We start from the raw sequence: 18,930 nt of genomic DNA, 5'->3' as shown, positions 1-18,930 counted from the left end.
GTGAACAGTCCTGGTCGTGGCCTGCGGTTACTCGCCGGTCGGAGAGGCCGTGGACTACTGTGCGCGAAGGAACGCCATCCTGTGTGACGCAGCGAACATCTGGCCGGGACCCCCTGTCGGGAACCGCATACCGACGGGTAACGTCCGGGCAGTCCAGTCGTGCTCTGGGTTTCAGCCACCGGTAGCCCCGAGCACCAGCCCGAGCCTTGGACCGCACCGTCGCATCACACAACGTCGTGGCGCCGGCGCCCTATGAGGAGCAGCAGTCTTGCGCGAGTTCAGCCTTCCGGCCTTGTACGAGGTCCCTGCGGACGGAAACCTGACCGACATCGTCCGCAGAAACGCCGCGCAGCATCCCGACGTCGCCGTGATCGCCCGTAAGTCCGGCGGCACCTGGCAGGACGTGACGGCCCGGGAGTTCCTCGCCGAGGTGCACACCGCGGCCAAGGGACTCATCGCCTCCGGGGTGCAGCCGGGCGACCGGGTGGGCCTGATGTCCCGGACGCGCTACGAGTGGACGCTCCTCGACTTCGCCATCTGGAGCGCGGGCGCGGTGACCGTGCCGGTGTACGAGACCAGCTCGCCCGAGCAGGTGCAGTGGATCCTCTCCGACTCGGGCGCGACCGCCTGCGTGGTGGAGCTGGACGCGCACGCGGCCGCCGTGGAGGCCGTACGCGACACGCTGCCCACGCTGAAGAACGTCTGGCAGATCGAGGCCGGCGCCGTCGAGGAGCTGGCGCGGCTCGGCCAGGGCGTGTCGGAGGAGACGGTGGACGAGCGTTCCTCGCTCGCCTGCGCCGACGACCCGGCCACCATCGTCTACACCAGCGGCACCACCGGCCGCCCCAAGGGCTGTGTGCTCACCCACCGCAGCTTCTTCGCGGAGTGCGGCAACATCGTGGAGCGGCTGCGTCCGCTGTTCCGCACCGGTGAGTGCTCGGTGCTGCTCTTCCTGCCGCTGGCCCATGTCTTCGGCCGGCTGGTGCAGATCGCGCCGATGATGGCCCCCATCAAGCTGGGCTGCGTCCCGGACATCAAGCACCTCACCGATGAACTGGCCGCGTTCCGGCCGACGTTGATCCTCGGCGTGCCCCGGGTCTTCGAGAAGGTCTACAACTCCGCGCGCGCCAAGGCGCAGGCGGACGGCAAGGGTGCCGTCTTCGACAAGGCGGCCGACACCGCGATCGCGTACAGCAAGGCCCAGGACACCGCGTCCGGGCCGTCGTTGGGGCTGAGGATCAAGCACAAGGTCTTCGACAAGCTGGTCTACGGCAAGCTGCGCGCGGTCCTCGGCGGCCGGGGCGAGTACGCCATCTCCGGCGGCGCCCCGCTGGGCGAGCGGCTCGGCCACTTCTTCCGCGGCATCGGCTTCACGGTGCTGGAGGGGTACGGCCTCACCGAGTCCTGCGCGGCGACCGCGTTCAACCCGTGGGACCGGCAGAAGATCGGCACCGTGGGTCAGCCGCTGCCCGGCTCCGTGGTGCGGATAGCGGACGACGGCGAGGTGCTGCTGCACGGCGAGCACCTGTTCAAGGAGTACCGGAACAACCCGGGCGCGACGGCGGAGGCGCTGGCCGACGGGTGGTTCCACACCGGGGACATCGGCACCCTGGACGAGGACGGGTATCTGCGGATCACCGGCCGCAAGAAGGAGATCATCGTCACGGCGGGCGGCAAGAACGTGGCCCCCGCGGTGATCGAGGACCGTATCCGCGCGCACGCGCTGGTCGCGGAGTGCATGGTGGTCGGCGACGGGCGGCCGTTCGTCGGCGCGCTGATCACGCTGGACGAGGAGTTCCTGGCGCGCTGGGCCGCGGAGCACGGCAAGCCGGCGGGTTCCACGGCGGCGTCCCTGCGCGACGACCCGGATCTGAACGCCGCGATCCAGGAGGCCGTGAACGACGGCAACGCGGCGGTGTCCAAGGCCGAGTCGGTGCGCAAGTTCCGCATCCTCTCGTCCCAGTTCACGGAGGACTCGGGCCACCTCACCCCGTCGCTGAAGCTCAAGCGGAACGTGGTGGCCAAGGACTACGCGGACGAGATCGAGGCGATCTACGCGAAGTAGGCGAGGCGCCTCAGGCGATCGACACCACAAGGAAGTTGACGGCTCGTCAGGATCAACTGACGGGCCGCCAGTTCATCGGTGGCCGTCAGAGAAGTTCCTTCAGCCGCTCGGCCAGCAGATCCCAGCGCCACTTCTCCTCCACCCACCGGCGGCCCCGCTCGCCCATCCTGCGGCGCAGTTCGGGGTCGCCGAGCAGGGTGACGATGCGGTCGGCGGCGTCCAGGGGTTCGCCGCCGCGGACCACCCAGCCGGTCTCCCCGTCGAGGACCGCGTCCGGGGCGCCGCCGGAGTCGCCCGCGATGACCGGCAGTCCGGTCGCGGACGCCTCCAGGTAGACGATGCCGAGGCCCTCGACGTCGAGGCCGCCGCGGCGGGTGCGGCAGGGCATGGCGAAGACATCGCCCGCGCCGTAGTGGGCGGGCAGCTCCGACCAGGGGACGGCGCCGGTGAAGCGGACCGCGGCATCGACGCCGGTCTCCCGGGCGAGGCGGCGCAGATCCTGCTCGTAGGGGCCGCCGCCGACGATCAGCAGCACGGCGTCCGGCTCGGCGGTAAGGATCCGGGGCATGGCCCGGATCAGTGTGTCCTGGCCCTTGCGCGGCACCAGCCGGGAGACGCAGACGACGACCGGGCGGTCGGTGAGGCCGAGCCGGGCGCGGACCTCGTCGCCGCCGGAGGCCGGGTGGAAGGTCTTCTCGTCGACGCCGGGCGGCAGTTGCACCATCCGCCGCGCCGCCTCCGGGGTGAGCGCGCCGGCGATCCGGGAGCGGGTGTACTCGCCCAGGTAGGTGATCGTGTCCGTGGCCTCGCCGATCCGGCGCAGCAGCTGCCGGGCCGCGGGCAGCTGGGCCCAGCCGGCCTCGTGCCCGTGGGTGGTGGCCACCAGGCGCTCGGCACCGGCCCGGCGCAGCGCGGGCGCCATCAGCCCGAGCGGTGCCGCGGCCCCGAACCACACCGAGGTGCAGCCGTGCTCGCGCAGCAGAGCGGCCGCGCGCCGGGTCGCCCCGGGGGTCGGCAGCAGCATGGTCGTACGGTCGCGTACGACGGTGAAGGGCTGCTCGGCGTCGAAGGCGGCCGTCGCCTCGATGCCCTCCCGGCCGCGCTTCCAGGTGGAGGCGTAGACGACCAGCCGGTCGGGGTCCAGGCGCAGTGCCATGTTGTGCAGGAAGGCCTGGATGCCGCCCGGCCGGGGCGGGAAGTCGTTGGTCACGATCAGGGTCTTGTGCATCGCCGCCGACCCTACCGAATCGGCCGTCCGGCGCCGGGCGCGGCCGGGTGCGTTGGCACGGTCCCCGGCGCTCACGCCATCATGGTCACGCGATGCGGGACCCGAAACGGAATCGAACGGCAGGGGAAGACGTGGAGACCAAGGACGCCCGGCGGTCGCCGGCGTACCTGCTCGCGACCTGGTGCGTCACCCGTGTGGTGCTGCTGCTCCTCGTCCTCGGGGTGTACGTCATCCCCGGCCCGGACGTCACCACGGACGTCTCGGTGATCTACCGCAACTGGTACGAGGTGCTGCGCCAGGGCACCTTCCCGCTGGACGACGTCACCTGGCAGTACCCGCCGGCCGCCGCGCTGGCGATCCTCGCGCCCGCCCTGCTGCCGTTCCTCTCCTATCCGCACGCCTTCTTCGCGCTGGCGTTCCTCGCCGACCTGGTGGTCCTGGCGCTGCTGCTGCGCTCGGCCCGGCGGCCCGGCCGGTCCCGGCGCGGGGCCTGGGTGTGGGTGGCGGGCGTCCCGCTGCTCGGGCCGACGGTGTACGCGCGCTACGACGTGATGGTGACCGCGGTGGCCGTGGCCGCGCTGCTCGCGGGGGCCCGGCATCCCCGGGTGATGGGCGCGCTGGCGGCCTTCGGGGCGCTGCTGAAGGTGTGGCCTGCGCTGCTGCTGGCCGGTGCGGTACGGCGCCGGGCGTGGGTGTCGGCGGCGGTGACGGGGGCGGGGCTCGCGGCGGCGTTCGCGCTGTGGATGCCGGGCGCGTTCGCCTTCCTGACCTTCCAGCGGGAGCGGGGCACGGAGGTGGAGTCGCTGGGCGCCCTGGTCTTCCATGTGGCCCGGCACTTCGGCTGGAGCGGGCAGGTGCTGCTGAACTACGGCTCGATCGAGTTCCTGGGCCCGTACGTGCCCGAGGTGAGCGCGGCGGCGCTGGCCCTGACGGCGGGCGCGTTCGGCTGGCTGCTGCTGTGGCGCCTCAGGGCCCGCCGCTTCCCCCCGCACACCCTGACGGACGCGGCGCTGACCGCCGTGCTCCTCTTCACCACCACGAGCCGGGTGATCAGCCCCCAGTACCTGGTCTGGCTGATCGGCCTGGCCGCCGTCTGCCTCACCCACCGCGCCTCCCGGATGACCACACCCGCCCTCCTGGTCCTGGCCGCCTCCTTCCTGACCGTCCTGGAATTCCCCGTCGGCTTCGTCCACGTGGTCTCCAGCGACTGGTACGGAATCACCCTCCTGTTCCTCCGCAACGCCCTCCTGGCCACCGCCACCCTCCTCGCGGCCCACCACCTCTGGCAGACGACCACCTCCCCGACGACAACCCCGCTCCAGGCGCTTCCCGCCAACAGGGAGACCTCGGCCTCCCGTTGAGGACGCGCACACTCAGCCCAGCTGCGTCCTGACGTATTTCTGCCAGCGGGTGGTGAAGGTGTCCGAGGTCAGGCCCAGGATGTCGTGCAGGGCGGTCTCGACGGCGCCGGGGCGGGTGGTGTGGGTGCCGACGGCGCGGTAGAAGGCGGCGAGGCGGGCCGCGCCCCACTGGTCGGCGATCATGCGGCAGGCCAGCCAGCCGCTCTCGTAGGCCCGGGCCAGCTCGGTGGGGTCGCTGGTGAAGCCGAAGTCCTTGTCGGTGGGGAGCGCGGCGGGCACCTGGCCGGCGGCGACGGCGCGGGCGAGTTCCGGGGCGGCCTGGGCCGGGGTGCGGTCGGTGCCCAGGTAGCCGATCCAGTCGGCGTAGCCCTCGGAGAGCCAGAGGGGGGTGGCCGCGGTGGTGTGGGCGCGGGTGGCCACATGGGTGGTCTCGTGGGTGAGGACGACCTGTTTGCCCATCGCGCCGAGGACGGCGTACGCGTCCGGGTTGATCACCACCCGGTCGGCCGGTGTCTGCCCCGCGCCGCCCGCCTCCCCGGTGGTCACGGCGGCGATCCCCCGGTAGTTCGCGGCGGGCGAGCCGAGCAGACCCGCCATGCCCGTCAGGGACTTGGGGACCAGGACGACGACCCGGCGCGTCCAGTCGGTGCCCCACTCCTTGGTCACCGCCGGTACCGCCTCGTCGGCCATCCGCGCGTACCCGCGCAGCTCGGCCGCCGGCTGCCCGGTGCCGAGCACCAGGCTGTGCGCGCCGGGTACGGCGGTCACCGTGCCCTGGTCCCACAGCTGCTGCCCGGACTTGTCGGCGGGCCGGTCGGCGCTGACGTACCAGGTGCCGGAGGCGGTGCGGGCCAGGGTGAGGGTGCGCCGGGTGTCGACGGGGGCCCGGTCGTACCCGGCGACCTTGTAGGTGAGGTCGGCGTCCGCGGTGGCCCCCGCGGCGGTCCGGCGCAGCGTGGTGATCCGGTACGCCCAGGAGGCCAGCGGCAGGGCCCGCAGCCTGGTGTACTCGGCGCTCGCGCCCGTCGCGCCGTACGCCCCCGCGTCGTGCCGCAGCAGCGCCGCCGAGCGCAGGTCCAGGAGGTGCTGCACCTCGCTCTTCGCGGAGTCGGCCGCCGTCCGCCCGGCGCACCCGGTCAGGGACAGCAGCAGACACAGGGCCGCCGCCCCGCCGCTTCTCACCCGCCTGCCACCGGCCATCACACGATCGTACGGCGCGCCGCCGGGGCGTCAGGGCCGGGTCACCGAGGAGATCGGCATCATCCCCACCGGGTCGTAGCGCACCGCGGCTCCCGGATGGGGCGCGTGGATGACCTGGCCGTGGCCGACGTACATCGCCACATGGCTGGCGTCGGAGCGGTAGACGACCAGGTCGCCGGGGCGGGCCTGGGAGAGCGGGACGCGCCGCCCGGCGAACCGCTGCTCCTGGGAGGTGCGGGGCAGCTGGATTCCGGCGTGCGCGTACGACCACTGCATCAGGCCCGAACAGTCGAAGCCGGAGGGCCCGTTGGCGCCCCACACATAGGGGCGGCCGAGCGCGGAGCGGGCGGCGGCCAGGGCCGCGGCGGCGCGCGCGTCGGGGGCGCCCGCCAGGCCGGTCAGGTCGGGCAGGCCGAGCCGGTCGGGTCCTGCCGAGCGGGAGGACCGGTCGTAGGCGGCGCGGTCGGCCGCGGACAGCGTGTTCAGCAGCTGCCGGGCCCGGGCGAGCTTGCCCTCCACCGTCCGCTTGTGCGCGGCGACCTCCCGGCGGCCGCGGTCCAGCGCGTCGAGTTCGTCGGCCGCCTCCGCCCGCTCCTGGTCCAGCTCGCGCAGCGCGGAGCGCAACTCCCGCAGCCGGCCCGCCTCCTGGGCGCTGATCCGGTCGAGGGTGGCGGCCTTGTCGAGGTAGTCGTCGGGGTCGTCGGAGAAGAGCAGCGCGACGGCCGGGTCGATGCCGCCCGAGCGGTACTGCGCCCCGGCCAGCGAACCCAGCTCCTCGCGCAGCGTGTTGACGTCCTGCTGGCGGCGGGCGACCCGGTCCTGGGTGCGGCGGACCTCGCGGCGCAGCGCGTCGGTGCGCTCCTGGGCCCGGTCGTAGTCCTGGGTCGCCTGCTCGGCCTCCGTGTAGAGCCGGTCCACCTCGGCGCGGGCGTCGGGATGCGGCGCGGCGTGCGCCGGTACTGCGCCGAGGGCCGCGGCGGCGGCCGACAGGGCGCACAGGGCTGCGGCACCCCGGTCGAATCCGGCCGGTGCGCGGCGCTTCCCGGACGGTGCAAGGCGGCGATGGGACCCCACGGTGTGCCGAACCCCTTCCACTGGCTGACGCGGACGACGTTCCCCGGCGCCTGGGGACGGGGAGGCCCCGGCGCCGGGGAAACGCGGCAGACAGTAGCCGTGCGGAAGGGTCGCGGCCAAAGACCGCGACGGCAACAATGAGTGACGCCCCGCCGCTGACGCAGGTCACCGGCGGGGCGTGGAGTCAGTTTGCGTCCCGTGGATTCGCCCGATCGGGCGCCCTCCCCGGGAGCGTCGGGGGTTTAAACCCGGACGCCGAACTGGAACGGCATGTCGGACATCGCCTCATAGCGCACCACGGCACCGGTGTGCGGGGCGTGCAGCACCTGGCCGTCGCCCGCGTACAGGCCGACGTGGTGGATGTCGCCGTAGAAGAACACCAGGTCGCCGACCTTGAGCTGGCTCTGGCTGTAGATCCGGGTGCCTATGTTGGCCTGCTCCTCGGAGGTGCGCGGGATGGAGACGCCGGCCTGCGCGTAGGCGTAGGAGGTCAGACCCGAGCAGTCGAAGGAGGAGGGGCCGGTGGCGCCGTAGACGTACGGCTTGCCGATCTGGCTCTGGGCGGCGGCGAAGGCGGCCGCGGCCCTGCCGGAGGCGGGCGGGGCGTCGCCGAGGTTCACCCGCTCGCTGGAGGAGCGGTCGGCACGCTGCTGCTGGGCGGCGAGGTCGGCCTTCTCCTTGGCGGTGAGGCTGTTGAGGATCTTCTGGGCCTCGGCCAGCTTGCCCTGGACGTCCTTCTTCTTGTTGCCCAGTTCGGTGCGGGTGTCCGCGAGGTCCTTGAGCTTCTCGGTGGCCTCGGAGCGCTCCTGGGCGAGTTCGCGCTGCTTGCTCTGGATCTTGCGCAGCGCGTCGACCTGCTGGCTGCTCAGCTGGTCGAGGGTGGACGCCTTGTCGAGGAAGTCGTCCGGGTTGGAGGAGAGGAAGAGCTGGACCGAGGGGTCGATACCGCCGGAGCGGTACTGGGCCGTGGCCAGCGAACCCAGGCCGTCGCGCAGCTTGTTGAGGTCTTCCTGACCCCGCGCGACGTTGTCCTGGATCGTGGAGATCTCCTTCTGGAGCTTCTGCTGCTTCTCCTTGGCGCCGTTGTACTTCTCGGTGGCCTGCTCGGCCTGCTCGTACAGCTTGTCGACCTTGGACTTGACCTGGTCCTTGCTGAGCTTCTCGCTCGGCGCGGCGTTCGCGGCGTTCGCGCTGAGCACGACGGCGGCGGCTGCTGCGGTGGTCAGCACGGTCACGCGTGCACGGCTCTGCTGCTTGGGTCGACGGTGGGACGCCACGGAGGACGAACTCCTTCTTGTGAGTGTTCACCCGTTCGGAGGTTCGAGCCCCGACCCTAGTGACCATGTTGTGATCATTCAAATCCTCACGGCAAAAATTCCCGTCACGCAATGCATTCTTTGCACACAATCCACGAGCAGTGATGGCCGATTGACCCTACGTTGCGTGACGGGGCGGCCAATTCGGGCATTACCTACGCCCGTTGGGCCTTCAGGACAGTCGCTTCAGAAGTACCGCAGAGGCCACGGGCCGGGCACCCGCCCGCGCCACGCCGTCGGCGACCTCGCGGTCGGTGGAGGCGACGATGACCGGCCGGCCCGGCGGCTCCGCGCGCACCAGCTGGCGGATCAGCTCGTCGGCCGTGACGCCCGGTTTGGAGAACAGCACCCGCACCCCGCGCGGCGGCGCGAGCAGCACCGGCGCGGCCAGCTCGGCGCCGTCGAAGACGCAGGTCACCTCGGCGCCGGTCTGCGCGGCGAGCGCGGACAACTGGCCCAGCAGCCGCAGCCGCTGCTTCTCCAGCGGCATCTGCGGATAGCCGGTCTTGGTCACGTTGTAGCCGTCGACGACCAGATGCGCCTGGGGCAGCGCGAGCAACTGGTCGAGGATCGCCGGGTCGTGCTCGGACAGGGCGCGCGTCGCGATGTCCTTCGGCGTCATCCGGCCGGGCTCCACCGCGTCGACGGTCTCGGCCGGGCGCACGGACACCGGTGGCAGCGCCAGCTCGCGACGCAGACCCTGGGTGGCCTCCAGCAGGGTGTCGAGCAGCAGCCGTACCCGCATGTCCTCCACGCTGCGGCCCTCGCGGGCGGCCTTGCGGGTGGCCTCCAGGGCCGCCTCCGCCTCGCCGAGCCGCGCCTTGAGCCGCCGCGACTCGCTCTCCGCGGCCGACACCCGGCCGCCCGCCTCGGCGCGTACGGCGTCCATCTCGCCCTGCGCCTTGCGCAGCGCGGCCTCGCCCCGGCGCACATCGCTCTGCGCCGAGCGCAGCTTGCGGTTCAGGGACTCCAGGTCCCGCTTCGCCGTCTCCAGCTCCGTGCGCAGCCGTTCGGTCTCGGTCCTGGTGTGCTCGCGGGCGCGGTCCAGTTCGGCGCGCAGCCGCTCCAGTTCGGCGCGGCCCTCCTCGTCGGCCCGCTCGGCGTCGGCGCGCTGCGCCTCCTCGCCGGCCGCGGTGACCAGCTTCACCCAGCCCGCGGGGCGCAGCACACAGGCGGCCGCCGCCACATCGAGCGGGTCGACGGCCGCGGGCACCGAGCCGGCCTCCAGGGCGCCGGCCAACTCCGGCTGCGCGGCGCGGAACTTCTCGCCGATCCGCTGCCGGAACAGCGTGTCGGTCTCCAGCGCCGCGGCCATCGCGTTCCCGGCGAACTTCGCGCGACGATTCGGGGCGAACCGGGCGTACTGCCGCAGCTGTGCGGGCAGTTCGGCCACGGTCAGCTTGCCGAAGCACTCCGAGACGATCGCGACGACCCTGCGGCGCACCCCGTCGGACAGCGGACGGTCAAGCACCTCAGCGGTGCCGTCGCCCGGCCCCCCGCCTGCGCTCTCCACCATCCGTCACACCCCACTACCTTGCCGAAGATATGCCTCTTCGGGCCCGGCCCCGTCAGGAGTCGGTGCCCGGCCTGTCCACGAGTTCCACCTGGTCCACCGCGTTGCACCAGCGGCAGCGCACCGATTCGATGGTCTCACTGACCACCTGGCGCTCCTCCACCGTCGGCTCACCCGCGAGGTCGAGGTGGACATACTCCACGACCTTCGAGGAGCGCGTGACGTCGAAGCGGGTGAGGTTGCCGCACAGGGTGCAGCGCCATCGCGTCGTGGCGGTCGGCTGGGGAACCGTCATCGTGCCCTTCTCAGGTCGGTCGGACCGCGCCGGCGGGCCGACGCGTGTGGCTCGTAACCCTACGGCCTGGCGGCCTCTCGCCGCCCGTCCATCCAAGGCGGCGAGGCGGTCTGTCAGCTTGCGTCCGGTTACGTCATGCTCTGTGTTCATGATCAGCGAGTGGAGCGCGGCGGGCGGCAGGACTTTCAGGGCACTTCGGGACGCGCCGATGACATACGGCCTGATCGCCCTGTGCTGTCTGATCTTCGTCCTGGGCCCGGCCTCCGGGATCGTCCCCGGGTACGGCACCGGGTATGTGCTCCAGGACGCGCAGCGGGTGTACTTCCGGACCTGGGGGGTGGTCCCGGCCGAGCTGTTCGCCAGGCCCCTGGCGCATGCGCTGACCCCGGTCACGGCGCTGTTCGTGCACGGGAACTGGGTGCATCTGCTCGGCAACATGCTCTTCCTCCTCGTCTTCGGCGTACTGACCGAGGAGCGGATGGGCCGGGTGGAGTTCACCGTCTTCTACATCGGCTGCGGCTATCTGGCCCTGCTGGGGTACGCGGTCGCCAACGAGACCTCCGAGCAGTCCCTGGTGGGCGCGTCGGGGGCGATCTCGGCGGTGCTCGGGGCCTTTCTCTTCCTGTTCCCGCGGGCCCGTGTCACCAGTCTCCTGCCGTTCCTCTTCTTCCTGCCGCTGCGCTTTCCCGCCTGGGTCGTGCTGCCGTTCTGGGTGACGCTCCAGTGGCTCGCGGCGGGGCGCTCGGTACAGGGTCCCGGGGTGGCGTATCTGGCGCACCTGGTGGGGTTCGGGGCGGGGTTCGTCTACGCGTGGGTGCGCTTCGGACGTGGGGATAGAGTGAAATGCGCACCTGAACCGGCCCCCGAGGGAGAGAACCAGCCGTGATCACCGCGATCGTCCTCATCAAGACCAGCGTGGACCGGATTCCCGAGATCGCCGAGCAGATCGCCTCGCTGGAGTCGGTGAGCGAGGTCTTCTCCGTCACCGGTACGTACGACCTGATCGCCATGGTGCGGGTGCGGGAGCACGAGGACCTGGCCGATGTGATCCCCGGGCGGATCAGCAGGATCCCCGGCGTCGAGGCGACGGACACGCATGTGGCGTTCCGGACGTACTCGCAGCACGACCTGGAGGCGGCCTTCGCGATCGGCCTGGACTCTTGACCGCTCGCCGAAAGCCGCCTCACCGGCCGGCCGATCGCTTTACGCCACCGGCACGCAGCGCCCCTCCTCCGTGCGGTACGTCCACTTCGCACCCTCCGTCACCAGCTGCCGTACGGCCGTGACGAAGCGGTCCACATGCTCGTCCGGGGTGCCCGCGCCGAAGCTCGCGCGGATGGCGTTCAGGGACGGGGCGCCGCACTCGGCGGGGGTCTCGGGGGCCGTGCCCAGCAGGGTGCGCAGCAGCGGGTGGGCGCAGAAGAGGCCGTCGCGGACGCCGATGCCGTACTCGGCGGAGAGCGCGGCCGCGAAGTGGGAGCTGTTCCAGCCGTCCACCACGAAGGAGAGCACCCCGACCCGCGGCGCGTCGTCCCCGAACAGGGAGAGCACCCTGACCTGCGGGATCTCGGCGAGTCCGGTGCGCACCCGGTCGATCAGATACTGCTCGCGGGCGACCAGCGCGTCCCAGCCGGCCTCGGTGAGGGCCTGGCAGGCGGAGGCGACGGCGTAGGCGCCGATGACGTTCGGGGAGCCCGCCTCGTGCCGGGCGGCGCTCTCGTGCCACTCCACCTCCACGCCCCCGTCCGCGCGCCGGGCGACCCTGCGGCTGGCGCCGCCGCCCGCGAGGTACGGCTCGGCGTCCCGCAGCCAGTCCGCGCGCCCGGCCAGCACGCCCGCGCCGAACGGGGCGTACAGCTTGTGCCCGGAGAGGGCGACCCAGTCGACGTCCAGGTCGGCGAGGGAGACCGGGTGGTGCGGGGCCAGCTGGGCGGCGTCCAGGACGATCCGGGCGCCGTGGGCGTGCGCGGCGGCGGCCAGCTCGCGCACCGGCCACAGTTCGCCGGTGACATTGGAGGCGCCGGTGACGCAGACCAGGGCCGGGCCGTACGGGTCCCGGTCGGCGAGGGCCCGCTCCAGCGTCTCGACGGCCTCCCGGGGGCTGCGCGGCGCGTCCAGGTAGGTGACCCGGTCGTCCCGCCAGGGCAGCAGCGAGGCGTGGTGCTCGGTCTCGAAGACGAAGACCCGGCAGTCGGCCGGGACCACCCGGGCCAGCAGATTCAGCGAGTCGGTGGTCGAGCGGGTGAAGACCACCTGGTCGTCGGCGCGGCAGCCGAGGAACTCCGCGACCGTGCGACGGGCCTTCTCGAACAGGTCGGTGGAGAACTGGGAGAGGTACCCGGCACCCCGGTGGACGCTGCCGTAGTACGGCGCGTAGGCGGCGACGTCGTCCCAGACGCGCTGGAGGGCGGGGGCGCTGGCCGCGTAGTCGAGGGCCGCGTAGGTGATGGTGCCGCCGGTGACGAGCGGCACGGTGACATCTCGCCCCAGAACGGGCAGCGGGGTGGAAATCGACGGGTCGACGGCAACGGCGGAGACAGACATGGGGAACTCCCGTGAGAACGCACGCCAAAGGAGGCGTACGGAAGAAAGGTGAAAGGGGTGCGCGGAGGCGGGGCTCGGCGGCCCTAGCGCATTCGCTTGCTCACGGGAGGCTCCCTCGACCGACCAGGACCCCTGGCCCGGCGCTGTCAACAGCGCCCGAGGGGTCCGCGCTTGCCGTAGACCTCGCTGCCTACGACCTGGTCCTCACCCGGGGCACCCCGCCACGGACGGAGGGTTGCCGGACAGTCGGCCGGGGCCTCATGACTGTCACTCATGACCTGACAGGGAACGTACGCGAAAAGATCGATGTCCCGCAACCCGTGTCCGGATCGCGGGACGATCAGTCGTATCAGCCTGTGGCCGTCAGGCGTTGCTGGCGGCCACCCAGCGCTCCAGGGTGCGCTTGGCCGCGCCCGAGTCGATGGACTCGGCGGCCTTCGCCATCCGGTCGCGCAGCTGCTCGGTGAGCGGGGCGTCGGTCGGCTCCAGGGCCACGAGGGCCGCCGCCGAGTTCAGCAGCACCGCGTCGCGTACGGCCCCCCGCTCGCCGTCCAGGACCCGGCGGGCGACCTCCGCGTTATAGGCCGCGTCCGCGCCGCGCAGGGCCTCCAGGGGGACCGGCTCGATGCCGACGTCGCGCGGGTCGAAGACCTCCTCGGAGACCTTGCCGTCGCGCACCACCCACACCCGGGAGGTGCCGGTGACGGTCAGCTCGTCCAGGCCGTCGTCGCCGCGGAAGACCAGCGCGGAGTTGCCGCGCTCGGCGAAGACCCCGGCCACCACGGGCGCCATGCGCGGGTCGGCGACGCCCACCGCCTGGGCGCGCACCTTCGCCGGGTTGGTCAGCGGGCCGAGCACATTGAAGGTCGTACGGATGCCCAACTGGCCGCGGGCGGCGGCGACATGGCGCAGCGAGGGGTGGAACTTCACCGCGAAGCAGATGGTGATGCCGGCCTCCTCGGCGACCTCGGCGACCCGCTTCGGGGTCAGCTGGAGGTTGATGCCCAGCTTCTCCAGGACGTCGGAGGAGCCGGAGGCGGAGGAGGCGGCGCGGTTGCCGTGCTTGACGACCTTGGCGCCGGTGCCCGCGACCACGATCGAGGACATGGTGGAGATGTTCACCGTCTTGGCGCCGTCGCCGCCGGTGCCGACGATGTCCACGGCCGGGCCGGGCACCTCGATCACGTTCGCGTGCGCGTACATGGTGCGCACCAGACCGGAGATCTCCTCGACGGTCTCGCCCTTGGCGCGCAGCGCCACCATGAACCCGGCGATCTGGGCGTCGGTCGCCTCGCCCCGCATGATCAGGTCCATCGCCCAGGCGGTGTCGTCCGCGGACAGGTTCTGGCCGGTCAGCAGGCCGTTCAGCAGGGCGGGCCAGGAGCGGGCCGCCGCGGTGTCGCCTCCGGCGGGGGTCACAGCGCTCATCAGCCGCTCCTTGTCGTACACAGGGGTGGAAACTCGTACACCACCTTATCGAGCCCCGGGCACGGGGAAGGGCCCCGTCCGGCTCGCGGACGGGGCCCCTCTGTGGCGTGGCGACGCGGGGATCAGTGGTGGCCGTGGCCGCTCGTGATCTCCTTGTACTCCTCGGAGGTCGGCTTCGGGATCTGGTTGTCCTCGCCGTAGTAGGCGTTGGACAGCTTCGCCCGGAGCTTCTCGGACGCCGTCACCTTGCGCTCGACACCGTTCTCGTCGACCGCGGGGCCGATCTCGGCCGGCGCGTACTGCGTGTGCGTGGTGAGGGTGTGCAGCTGCTCCTGGCTGAGCGGCTCGTGCACCTCGATGAACTCACCGTGCGGCAGCCGCTTGATGATGCCGGTCTCGCGACCGTGCAGCACCTTGTCGCGGTCGCGGCGCTGGAGGCCGAGGCAGATCCGCTTGGTGGCGATGAACGCGATGACCGGACCGACGAAGAAGAAGATCCGCACGAACCAGGTCACGGCGTTGATCGACAGGTGGAAGTGGGTGGCCCACAGGTCGTTGCCACCACCGACCAGCGTGATCATGTACATCGTCACCCAGGCGACACCGAGACCCGTACGGGTCGGGGCGTTGCGCGGGCGGTCCAGGATGTGGTGCTCGCTCTTGTCGCCGGTGATCCAGGACTCGATGAACGGGTAGGCCGCCATCGCGCCCAGCACCACACCGAAGAGGACCAGCGGGATGAACACGCCCAGGACCAGGGTGTGGCCCCAGAAGTTGATCTCCCAGCCCGGCATGAAGCGGATCAGACCCTCGGCGAAGCCCATGTACCAGTCGGGCTGGGCGCCGGTGGAGACCTGGTCGACCCGGTAGGGGCCGATGGCCCAGATCGGGTTGATCTGCGCGACCGCGGCGATGGCCGCGATGACACCGAAGACCAGGAAGAAGAAGCCTCCGGCCTTGGCCATGTAGACCGGCAGCAGCGGCATGCCGACGACGTTGTTGTTGGTCTTGCCCGGACCCGCGAACTGCGTGTGCTTGTGGTAGAAGACCAGGATCAGGTGCGCCACCATCAGGCCGAGCATGATGCCCGGCAGCAGCAGGATGTGGATCGAGTAGAACCGGGCGACGAAGTCGTGGCCGGGGAACTGACCGCCGAAGAGGAAGTACGAGATGTACGTGCCGACGATCGGCATGGACAGGATCGCACCCTCGGTGAAGCGCACACCGGTGCCGGAGAGCAGGTCGTCCGGGAGCGAGTAACCGGTGAAACCGGTGAACATGCCGAGGACGAACAGCAGGAAGCCGAACAGCCAGTTGATCTCACGCGGCTTGCGGAACGCGCCGGTGAAGAACACACGCATCATGTGCACGAACATGCCGGCGAGGAAGATCAGCGCGGCCCAGTGGTGGATCTGCCGGACGAGCAGACCACCGCGCACATCGAAGGAGATGTGCAGGGTCGAGTTGAACGCCTCCGACATCATCTGCCCCTGGAGCGGGACATAGCTGCCGTGGTACACGACCTCGTTCATCGACGGGTGGAAGAACAGTGTCAGATAGACACCCGTCAGGATGATGATGATGAAGCTGTACATGCACACTTCGCCCAACATGAACGACCAGTGGTCGGGGAAGATCTTGCGCATGTTGGCCTTGGCCAGGGAGTAGATCCCGAGCCGGCCGTCGGCCCAGTCGGCGATGCGCTCGCCGGCCGGGGCCTTCCCGCGTGCGCGGGAGGTGTCGTTCGCTGCAGTACTCATCCGCGCTCCCAGAATGCAGGACCGACGGGCTCCTCGAAGTCGCCGAGCGCCTGGAGGTAACCCTCGCTGTCCACACCGATGCGCAGCTGCGGCAGGGCGTGGCCGGCGGGGCCGAAGATCACTCGGGCGCCGTCGGAGAGGTCGAAGGTGGACTGGTGGCACGGGCACAGCACGTGGTGCGTCTGCTGCTCGTACAGCGAGATCGGGCACCCGACGTGGGTGCAGATCTTGGAGAACGCGACGACGCCCTCGTGCGACCAGTCGAGCTCGCGCTTGTCCTTGATGTTGTCCGGCTGGAGCCGGACGATCATCAGCGCGGCCTTGCCCAGCTCGTTCTGGAACTCCTCGTCCGTCTCCTCCAGGCCGTCCGGCTTGGCGAAGGTGAGGGAGCCGACGGCGATGTCCTCGGGACGCAGCGGCTGGTTGGTGTTCATGTTCACCAGGCGCTTGCCCTTGGCCCACAGGGTGTGCCGCAGCGAGGTGCCGGGCAGCGGACCGAGGTCGCGCAGCAGCATGACGCCGGAGAGCGGCACCAGGGCCAGCGCGCCGAACATCGTGTTGCGGATCAGCTTGCGGCGGCCGAGCGCCGACTCCTTGGCGCCCTGGCGGAAGTCCGCGTGGACCTTCGCCCGGACCTCGGGAGCGGCCGCGATCGCGTGCCGGTCGTCCGCGACCTCGACGTCGGACATCAGGGTGCGGGCCCAGTGGACCGCGCCCGCGCCGATGCAGAACAGCGCCACGCCCAGGGTCAGGCCCAGCGCGAAGTTCAGCGCGCTGACGTGCCCGATCGGGAACACGAAGATGTTCTTGTCATGCGGGATCGTCACGTACGACACGATGAAGCCGACGGTGGCCAGCATCGAGATCGTGAACAGCAGGGCGACCATACGCTCGGACCGCCGGGCGGCCCGCTCGTCGATGTCCTGGATGCGGTGCTCGTGGGGCGGCAGCCCCGGGTCGGCGAACGGGTTCTCCTCGTCCGCGACGGCTACCGCGCCATGCGCGTGGTCCTGCTCAGCGGGCAGGTTCTCTTCTGGAATGTCTTGGCTACTCATGACTTCTTGGCCTTTGCGGTCCGAGCGGCGACCCAGACGGCGACGGCGATCAGCGCGCCGAGACCGAAGATCCAGGCGAACAGGCCCTCACTGACCGGCCCGAGGCCGCCCAGCTCAAGACCGCCCGGGTTCGTCGTCTCGCTGCTGTCGACCGCGTGCAGGTACGCGATGATGTCCTTCTTGTTCTGCGAGGACAGCGTGGTGTCCGGGAAGGACGGCATGTTCTGCGGGCCCGTCTGCATGGCCTCGTAGATGTGCTTCGGGTCGACGCCCTCCAGCGTGGGGGCGAACTTGCCCTTGGTGAGGGCACCGCCCTTACCGGTGAAGTTGTGGCACTGCGCGCAGTTGGTGCGGAACAGCTCGCCACCCTTGGCGATGTCCGCGCCGTCCGGACCGTACTGCTGCTTGGTCGGCACCACCGGACCGGCGCCCAGCGACGCGATGTACGCGGCGAGCTGGTCGATCTGGGTCTGGGTGTACACGGTCTTCTTGCGCGGGACCTGGGCGCCCTGCGAGGTCGCGGCCGGCATACGGCCGGTGCCGACCTGGAAGTCGACGGCCGCGGCGCCCACGCCGACCAGGCTCGGCCCGTCGGAGGATCCCTGCCCACCGGTGCCGTGGCAGCTGGCGCAGCCGACCTCGAAGAGCTTCTTACCCTCCTTGATGGTCAAGGACTGGGAGCCTGCGTCGGCCTGCGCCTTGCCCGCGGGCGCGAACGCGGCGTACAGCCCCCCAGTGGCCGCCAGCGCGAGGAGTAGGACGACGACCGCCGCCAGCGGATGGCGTCGTCGTACGGAGAGCTTTTTCACGGATTACCCCGGTGTCAGGATCTTCTGCGTCGGTGCTTCTGGACTTGAGCGGGAGCGGTCCCGGCTACTTGATCAAATAGATCGTGGCGAAGAGGCCGATCCAGACGACATCCACGAAGTGCCAGTAGTAGGACACGACGATGGCGGCCGTCGCCTGCTCGTGGGTGAACCTCTTGGCCATGTAGGTGCGGCCGAGGACCAGCAGGAAGGCGATGAGACCGCCCGTCACATGCAGGCCGTGGAAGCCGGTGGTCAGGTAGAACACCGAGCCGTACGGATCGGAGGAGAGCGAGAGGCCGTCCTCCTTCACCAGGCTCGTGTACTCGTAGATCTGACCGCCGATGAAGATCGCACCCATGATGAAGGTGAGGATGAACCAGCCACGGAGCTTCTTCACATCGCCCCGCTCGGCCGCGAACACGCCGAGCTGACAGGTGAGCGACGAGAGCACCAGGATCGTGGTGTTCGTCGCGGAGAAAGGCACATTGAGGCTTGAAGCCATGTGCTTCCAGTGAGCCGGTCCGGTCACCGACCGGAGGGTGAAGTACATCGCGAAGAGGGCCGCGAAGAACATCAGCTCGGAACTCAGCCAGATGATGGTTCCGACGCTGGTGAGGTTCGGCCGGTTGACCGACGGGTGCGCGTGCCCGGTTTCTACTGTCGTTGCTGTCGCCACGACCGACATTATGTCGGTCGCTTATCTCGCCCTCACTCCGGGGGGTGCCGTTCGGAGTGTTGCTGCCCTCCGAACCGGTGTTGACGTGGTGTTCATGGGAGTAACATCCGCCCAAACGGCCCCGTCCGTCCTGTCCGTACGACGCCGACGTCGACCCGGAGGAACAATGCAGCCGACCGCCACCGTGCTGGTCTACAGCGACGACTCCAACACCCGCGAGCAAGTACGGCTGGCCACCGGGCGGCGTCCCGCCCCGGATGTGCCCCAAGTGGAGTTCGTGGAGTGCGCCACGCCCGCGGCGGTGCTGCGCGAACTGGACCGCGGGGGCATCGATGTGTGCGTGCTCGACGGCGAGGCCGTCCCGATGGGCGGCATGGGGGTGTGCCGGCAGATCAAGGACGAGGTCTTCCGGTGCCCGCCCGTGCTGCTGCTCATCGGCCGGCCCCAGGACGCCTGGCTGGCCACGTGGAGCCGTGCGGACGCCGCGGTGACCCTGCCGGTGGATCCGGTGGAGTTCGCCGCCTCGCTGGCCGCCCTGCTGCGGCAGCAGAGGCTGGTGAGCGCCTAGGGCGAAGGGGCGCGGACCGTGTGCCGACACGGTCCCGC

Annotated in this window: 17 protein-coding genes and 1 riboswitch; of the genes, 5 read left to right on the top strand and 12 right to left on the bottom strand. The window is 70.9% G+C overall.

Annotated features, from left to right (window positions below; translation table 11 throughout):
• The first annotated feature begins 268 nt into the window (after positions 1–268).
• The gene (locus AB0N90_RS08755) at positions 269–2,065 is read left to right on the top strand and encodes an AMP-dependent synthetase/ligase (RefSeq protein WP_365194169.1); all 1,797 of its coding nucleotides are present in this window, start codon (positions 269–271) and stop codon (positions 2,063–2,065) included.
• Positions 2,066–2,150: 85 nt separating this feature from the next.
• Here AB0N90_RS08755 and AB0N90_RS08750 read toward each other — a convergent pair whose 3' ends face one another.
• A complete protein-coding gene (locus AB0N90_RS08750) occupies positions 2,151–3,293 on the bottom strand; it encodes a glycosyltransferase family 4 protein (RefSeq protein WP_365194167.1) in 1,143 nt (380 codons plus the stop codon).
• Between the two features lie 131 nt (positions 3,294–3,424).
• Here AB0N90_RS08750 and AB0N90_RS08745 point away from each other — a divergent pair, with 131 nt between their 5' ends.
• Positions 3,425–4,654: a glycosyltransferase 87 family protein gene (locus AB0N90_RS08745; protein WP_365194164.1), complete on the top strand. Its 1,230-nt coding sequence runs from the start codon at positions 3,425–3,427 to the stop codon at positions 4,652–4,654.
• A 12-nt stretch (positions 4,655–4,666) separates the two neighbouring features.
• On the opposite strand, the gene AB0N90_RS08740 is transcribed toward AB0N90_RS08745, so the two are convergent.
• From AB0N90_RS08740 to AB0N90_RS08720, 5 genes are all read right to left on the bottom strand, one after another.
• Positions 4,667–5,854: a hypothetical protein gene (locus AB0N90_RS08740; protein ID WP_365194161.1), complete on the bottom strand. Its 1,188-nt coding sequence runs from the start codon at positions 5,852–5,854 to the stop codon at positions 4,667–4,669.
• A 30-nt stretch (positions 5,855–5,884) separates the two neighbouring features.
• On the bottom strand, positions 5,885–6,928 hold the full coding sequence (locus AB0N90_RS08735) for an NlpC/P60 family protein (RefSeq protein ID WP_365194159.1): 1,044 nt from the start codon (positions 6,926–6,928) through the stop codon (positions 5,885–5,887).
• A gap of 242 nt (positions 6,929–7,170) precedes the next feature.
• Positions 7,171–8,205 (bottom strand): NlpC/P60 family protein, encoded by a 1,035-nt coding sequence (locus AB0N90_RS08730; protein ID WP_361671132.1) that lies wholly within the window; start codon positions 8,203–8,205, stop codon positions 7,171–7,173.
• 211 nt (positions 8,206–8,416) lie between these two features.
• Positions 8,417–9,760, bottom strand: coding sequence for an NYN domain-containing protein (locus tag AB0N90_RS08725; RefSeq protein WP_365194156.1), 1,344 nt, complete (start codon positions 9,758–9,760; stop codon positions 8,417–8,419).
• A 52-nt stretch (positions 9,761–9,812) separates the two neighbouring features.
• Entirely contained in the window at positions 9,813–10,052 is a 240-nt protein-coding gene (locus tag AB0N90_RS08720) for a hypothetical protein (RefSeq protein ID WP_037652985.1), read from the bottom strand.
• 148 nt (positions 10,053–10,200) lie between these two features.
• Here AB0N90_RS08720 and AB0N90_RS08715 point away from each other — a divergent pair, with 148 nt between their 5' ends.
• Complete coding sequence (locus AB0N90_RS08715) at positions 10,201–10,938, top strand: rhomboid family intramembrane serine protease (protein WP_365194153.1); 738 nt, start codon at positions 10,201–10,203, stop codon at positions 10,936–10,938.
• Positions 10,935–11,216: an Lrp/AsnC ligand binding domain-containing protein gene (locus AB0N90_RS08710; protein ID WP_046421294.1), complete on the top strand. Its 282-nt coding sequence runs from the start codon at positions 10,935–10,937 to the stop codon at positions 11,214–11,216. Before AB0N90_RS08715 ends, AB0N90_RS08710 begins: the two co-directional genes overlap by 4 nt.
• A 39-nt stretch (positions 11,217–11,255) precedes the next feature.
• Here AB0N90_RS08710 and AB0N90_RS08705 read toward each other — a convergent pair whose 3' ends face one another.
• From AB0N90_RS08705 to AB0N90_RS08680, 6 genes are all read right to left on the bottom strand, one after another.
• Positions 11,256–12,596 (bottom strand): aminotransferase class V-fold PLP-dependent enzyme, encoded by a 1,341-nt coding sequence (locus AB0N90_RS08705; RefSeq protein WP_365194150.1) that lies wholly within the window; start codon positions 12,594–12,596, stop codon positions 11,256–11,258.
• Between the two features lie 162 nt (positions 12,597–12,758).
• Positions 12,759–12,875: riboswitch (SAM riboswitch) on the bottom strand.
• 84 nt (positions 12,876–12,959) lie between these two features.
• On the bottom strand, positions 12,960–14,024 hold the full coding sequence (gene trpD, locus AB0N90_RS08700) for an anthranilate phosphoribosyltransferase (RefSeq protein WP_365194148.1): 1,065 nt from the start codon (positions 14,022–14,024) through the stop codon (positions 12,960–12,962).
• Positions 14,025–14,146: 122 nt separating this feature from the next.
• A complete protein-coding gene (locus AB0N90_RS08695; RefSeq protein ID WP_085564350.1) occupies positions 14,147–15,784 on the bottom strand; it encodes a cytochrome bc complex cytochrome b subunit in 1,638 nt (545 codons plus the stop codon).
• The gene (locus AB0N90_RS08690) at positions 15,781–16,839 is read right to left on the bottom strand and encodes a Rieske 2Fe-2S domain-containing protein (RefSeq protein WP_361671144.1); all 1,059 of its coding nucleotides are present in this window, start codon (positions 16,837–16,839) and stop codon (positions 15,781–15,783) included. Before AB0N90_RS08690 ends, AB0N90_RS08695 begins: the two co-directional genes overlap by 4 nt.
• Complete coding sequence (locus AB0N90_RS08685; protein ID WP_037652970.1) at positions 16,836–17,648, bottom strand: c-type cytochrome; 813 nt, start codon at positions 17,646–17,648, stop codon at positions 16,836–16,838. Before AB0N90_RS08685 ends, AB0N90_RS08690 begins: the two co-directional genes overlap by 4 nt.
• A gap of 64 nt (positions 17,649–17,712) precedes the next feature.
• Positions 17,713–18,333, bottom strand: coding sequence for a heme-copper oxidase subunit III (locus AB0N90_RS08680; RefSeq protein WP_111582346.1), 621 nt, complete (start codon positions 18,331–18,333; stop codon positions 17,713–17,715).
• 157 nt (positions 18,334–18,490) lie between these two features.
• Here AB0N90_RS08680 and AB0N90_RS08675 point away from each other — a divergent pair, with 157 nt between their 5' ends.
• Positions 18,491–18,892 (top strand): response regulator transcription factor, encoded by a 402-nt coding sequence (locus AB0N90_RS08675; RefSeq protein ID WP_086808181.1) that lies wholly within the window; start codon positions 18,491–18,493, stop codon positions 18,890–18,892.
• The last annotated feature ends 38 nt before the right edge of the window (positions 18,893–18,930 follow it).

It is taken from the genome of Streptomyces sp. NPDC093018 (genome assembly GCF_040684035.1).
Classification (GTDB): Bacteria; Actinomycetota; Actinomycetes; order Streptomycetales; family Streptomycetaceae; genus Streptomyces; species Streptomyces murinus.
This window is presented reverse-complemented; position numbering and strand designations above follow the sequence as displayed.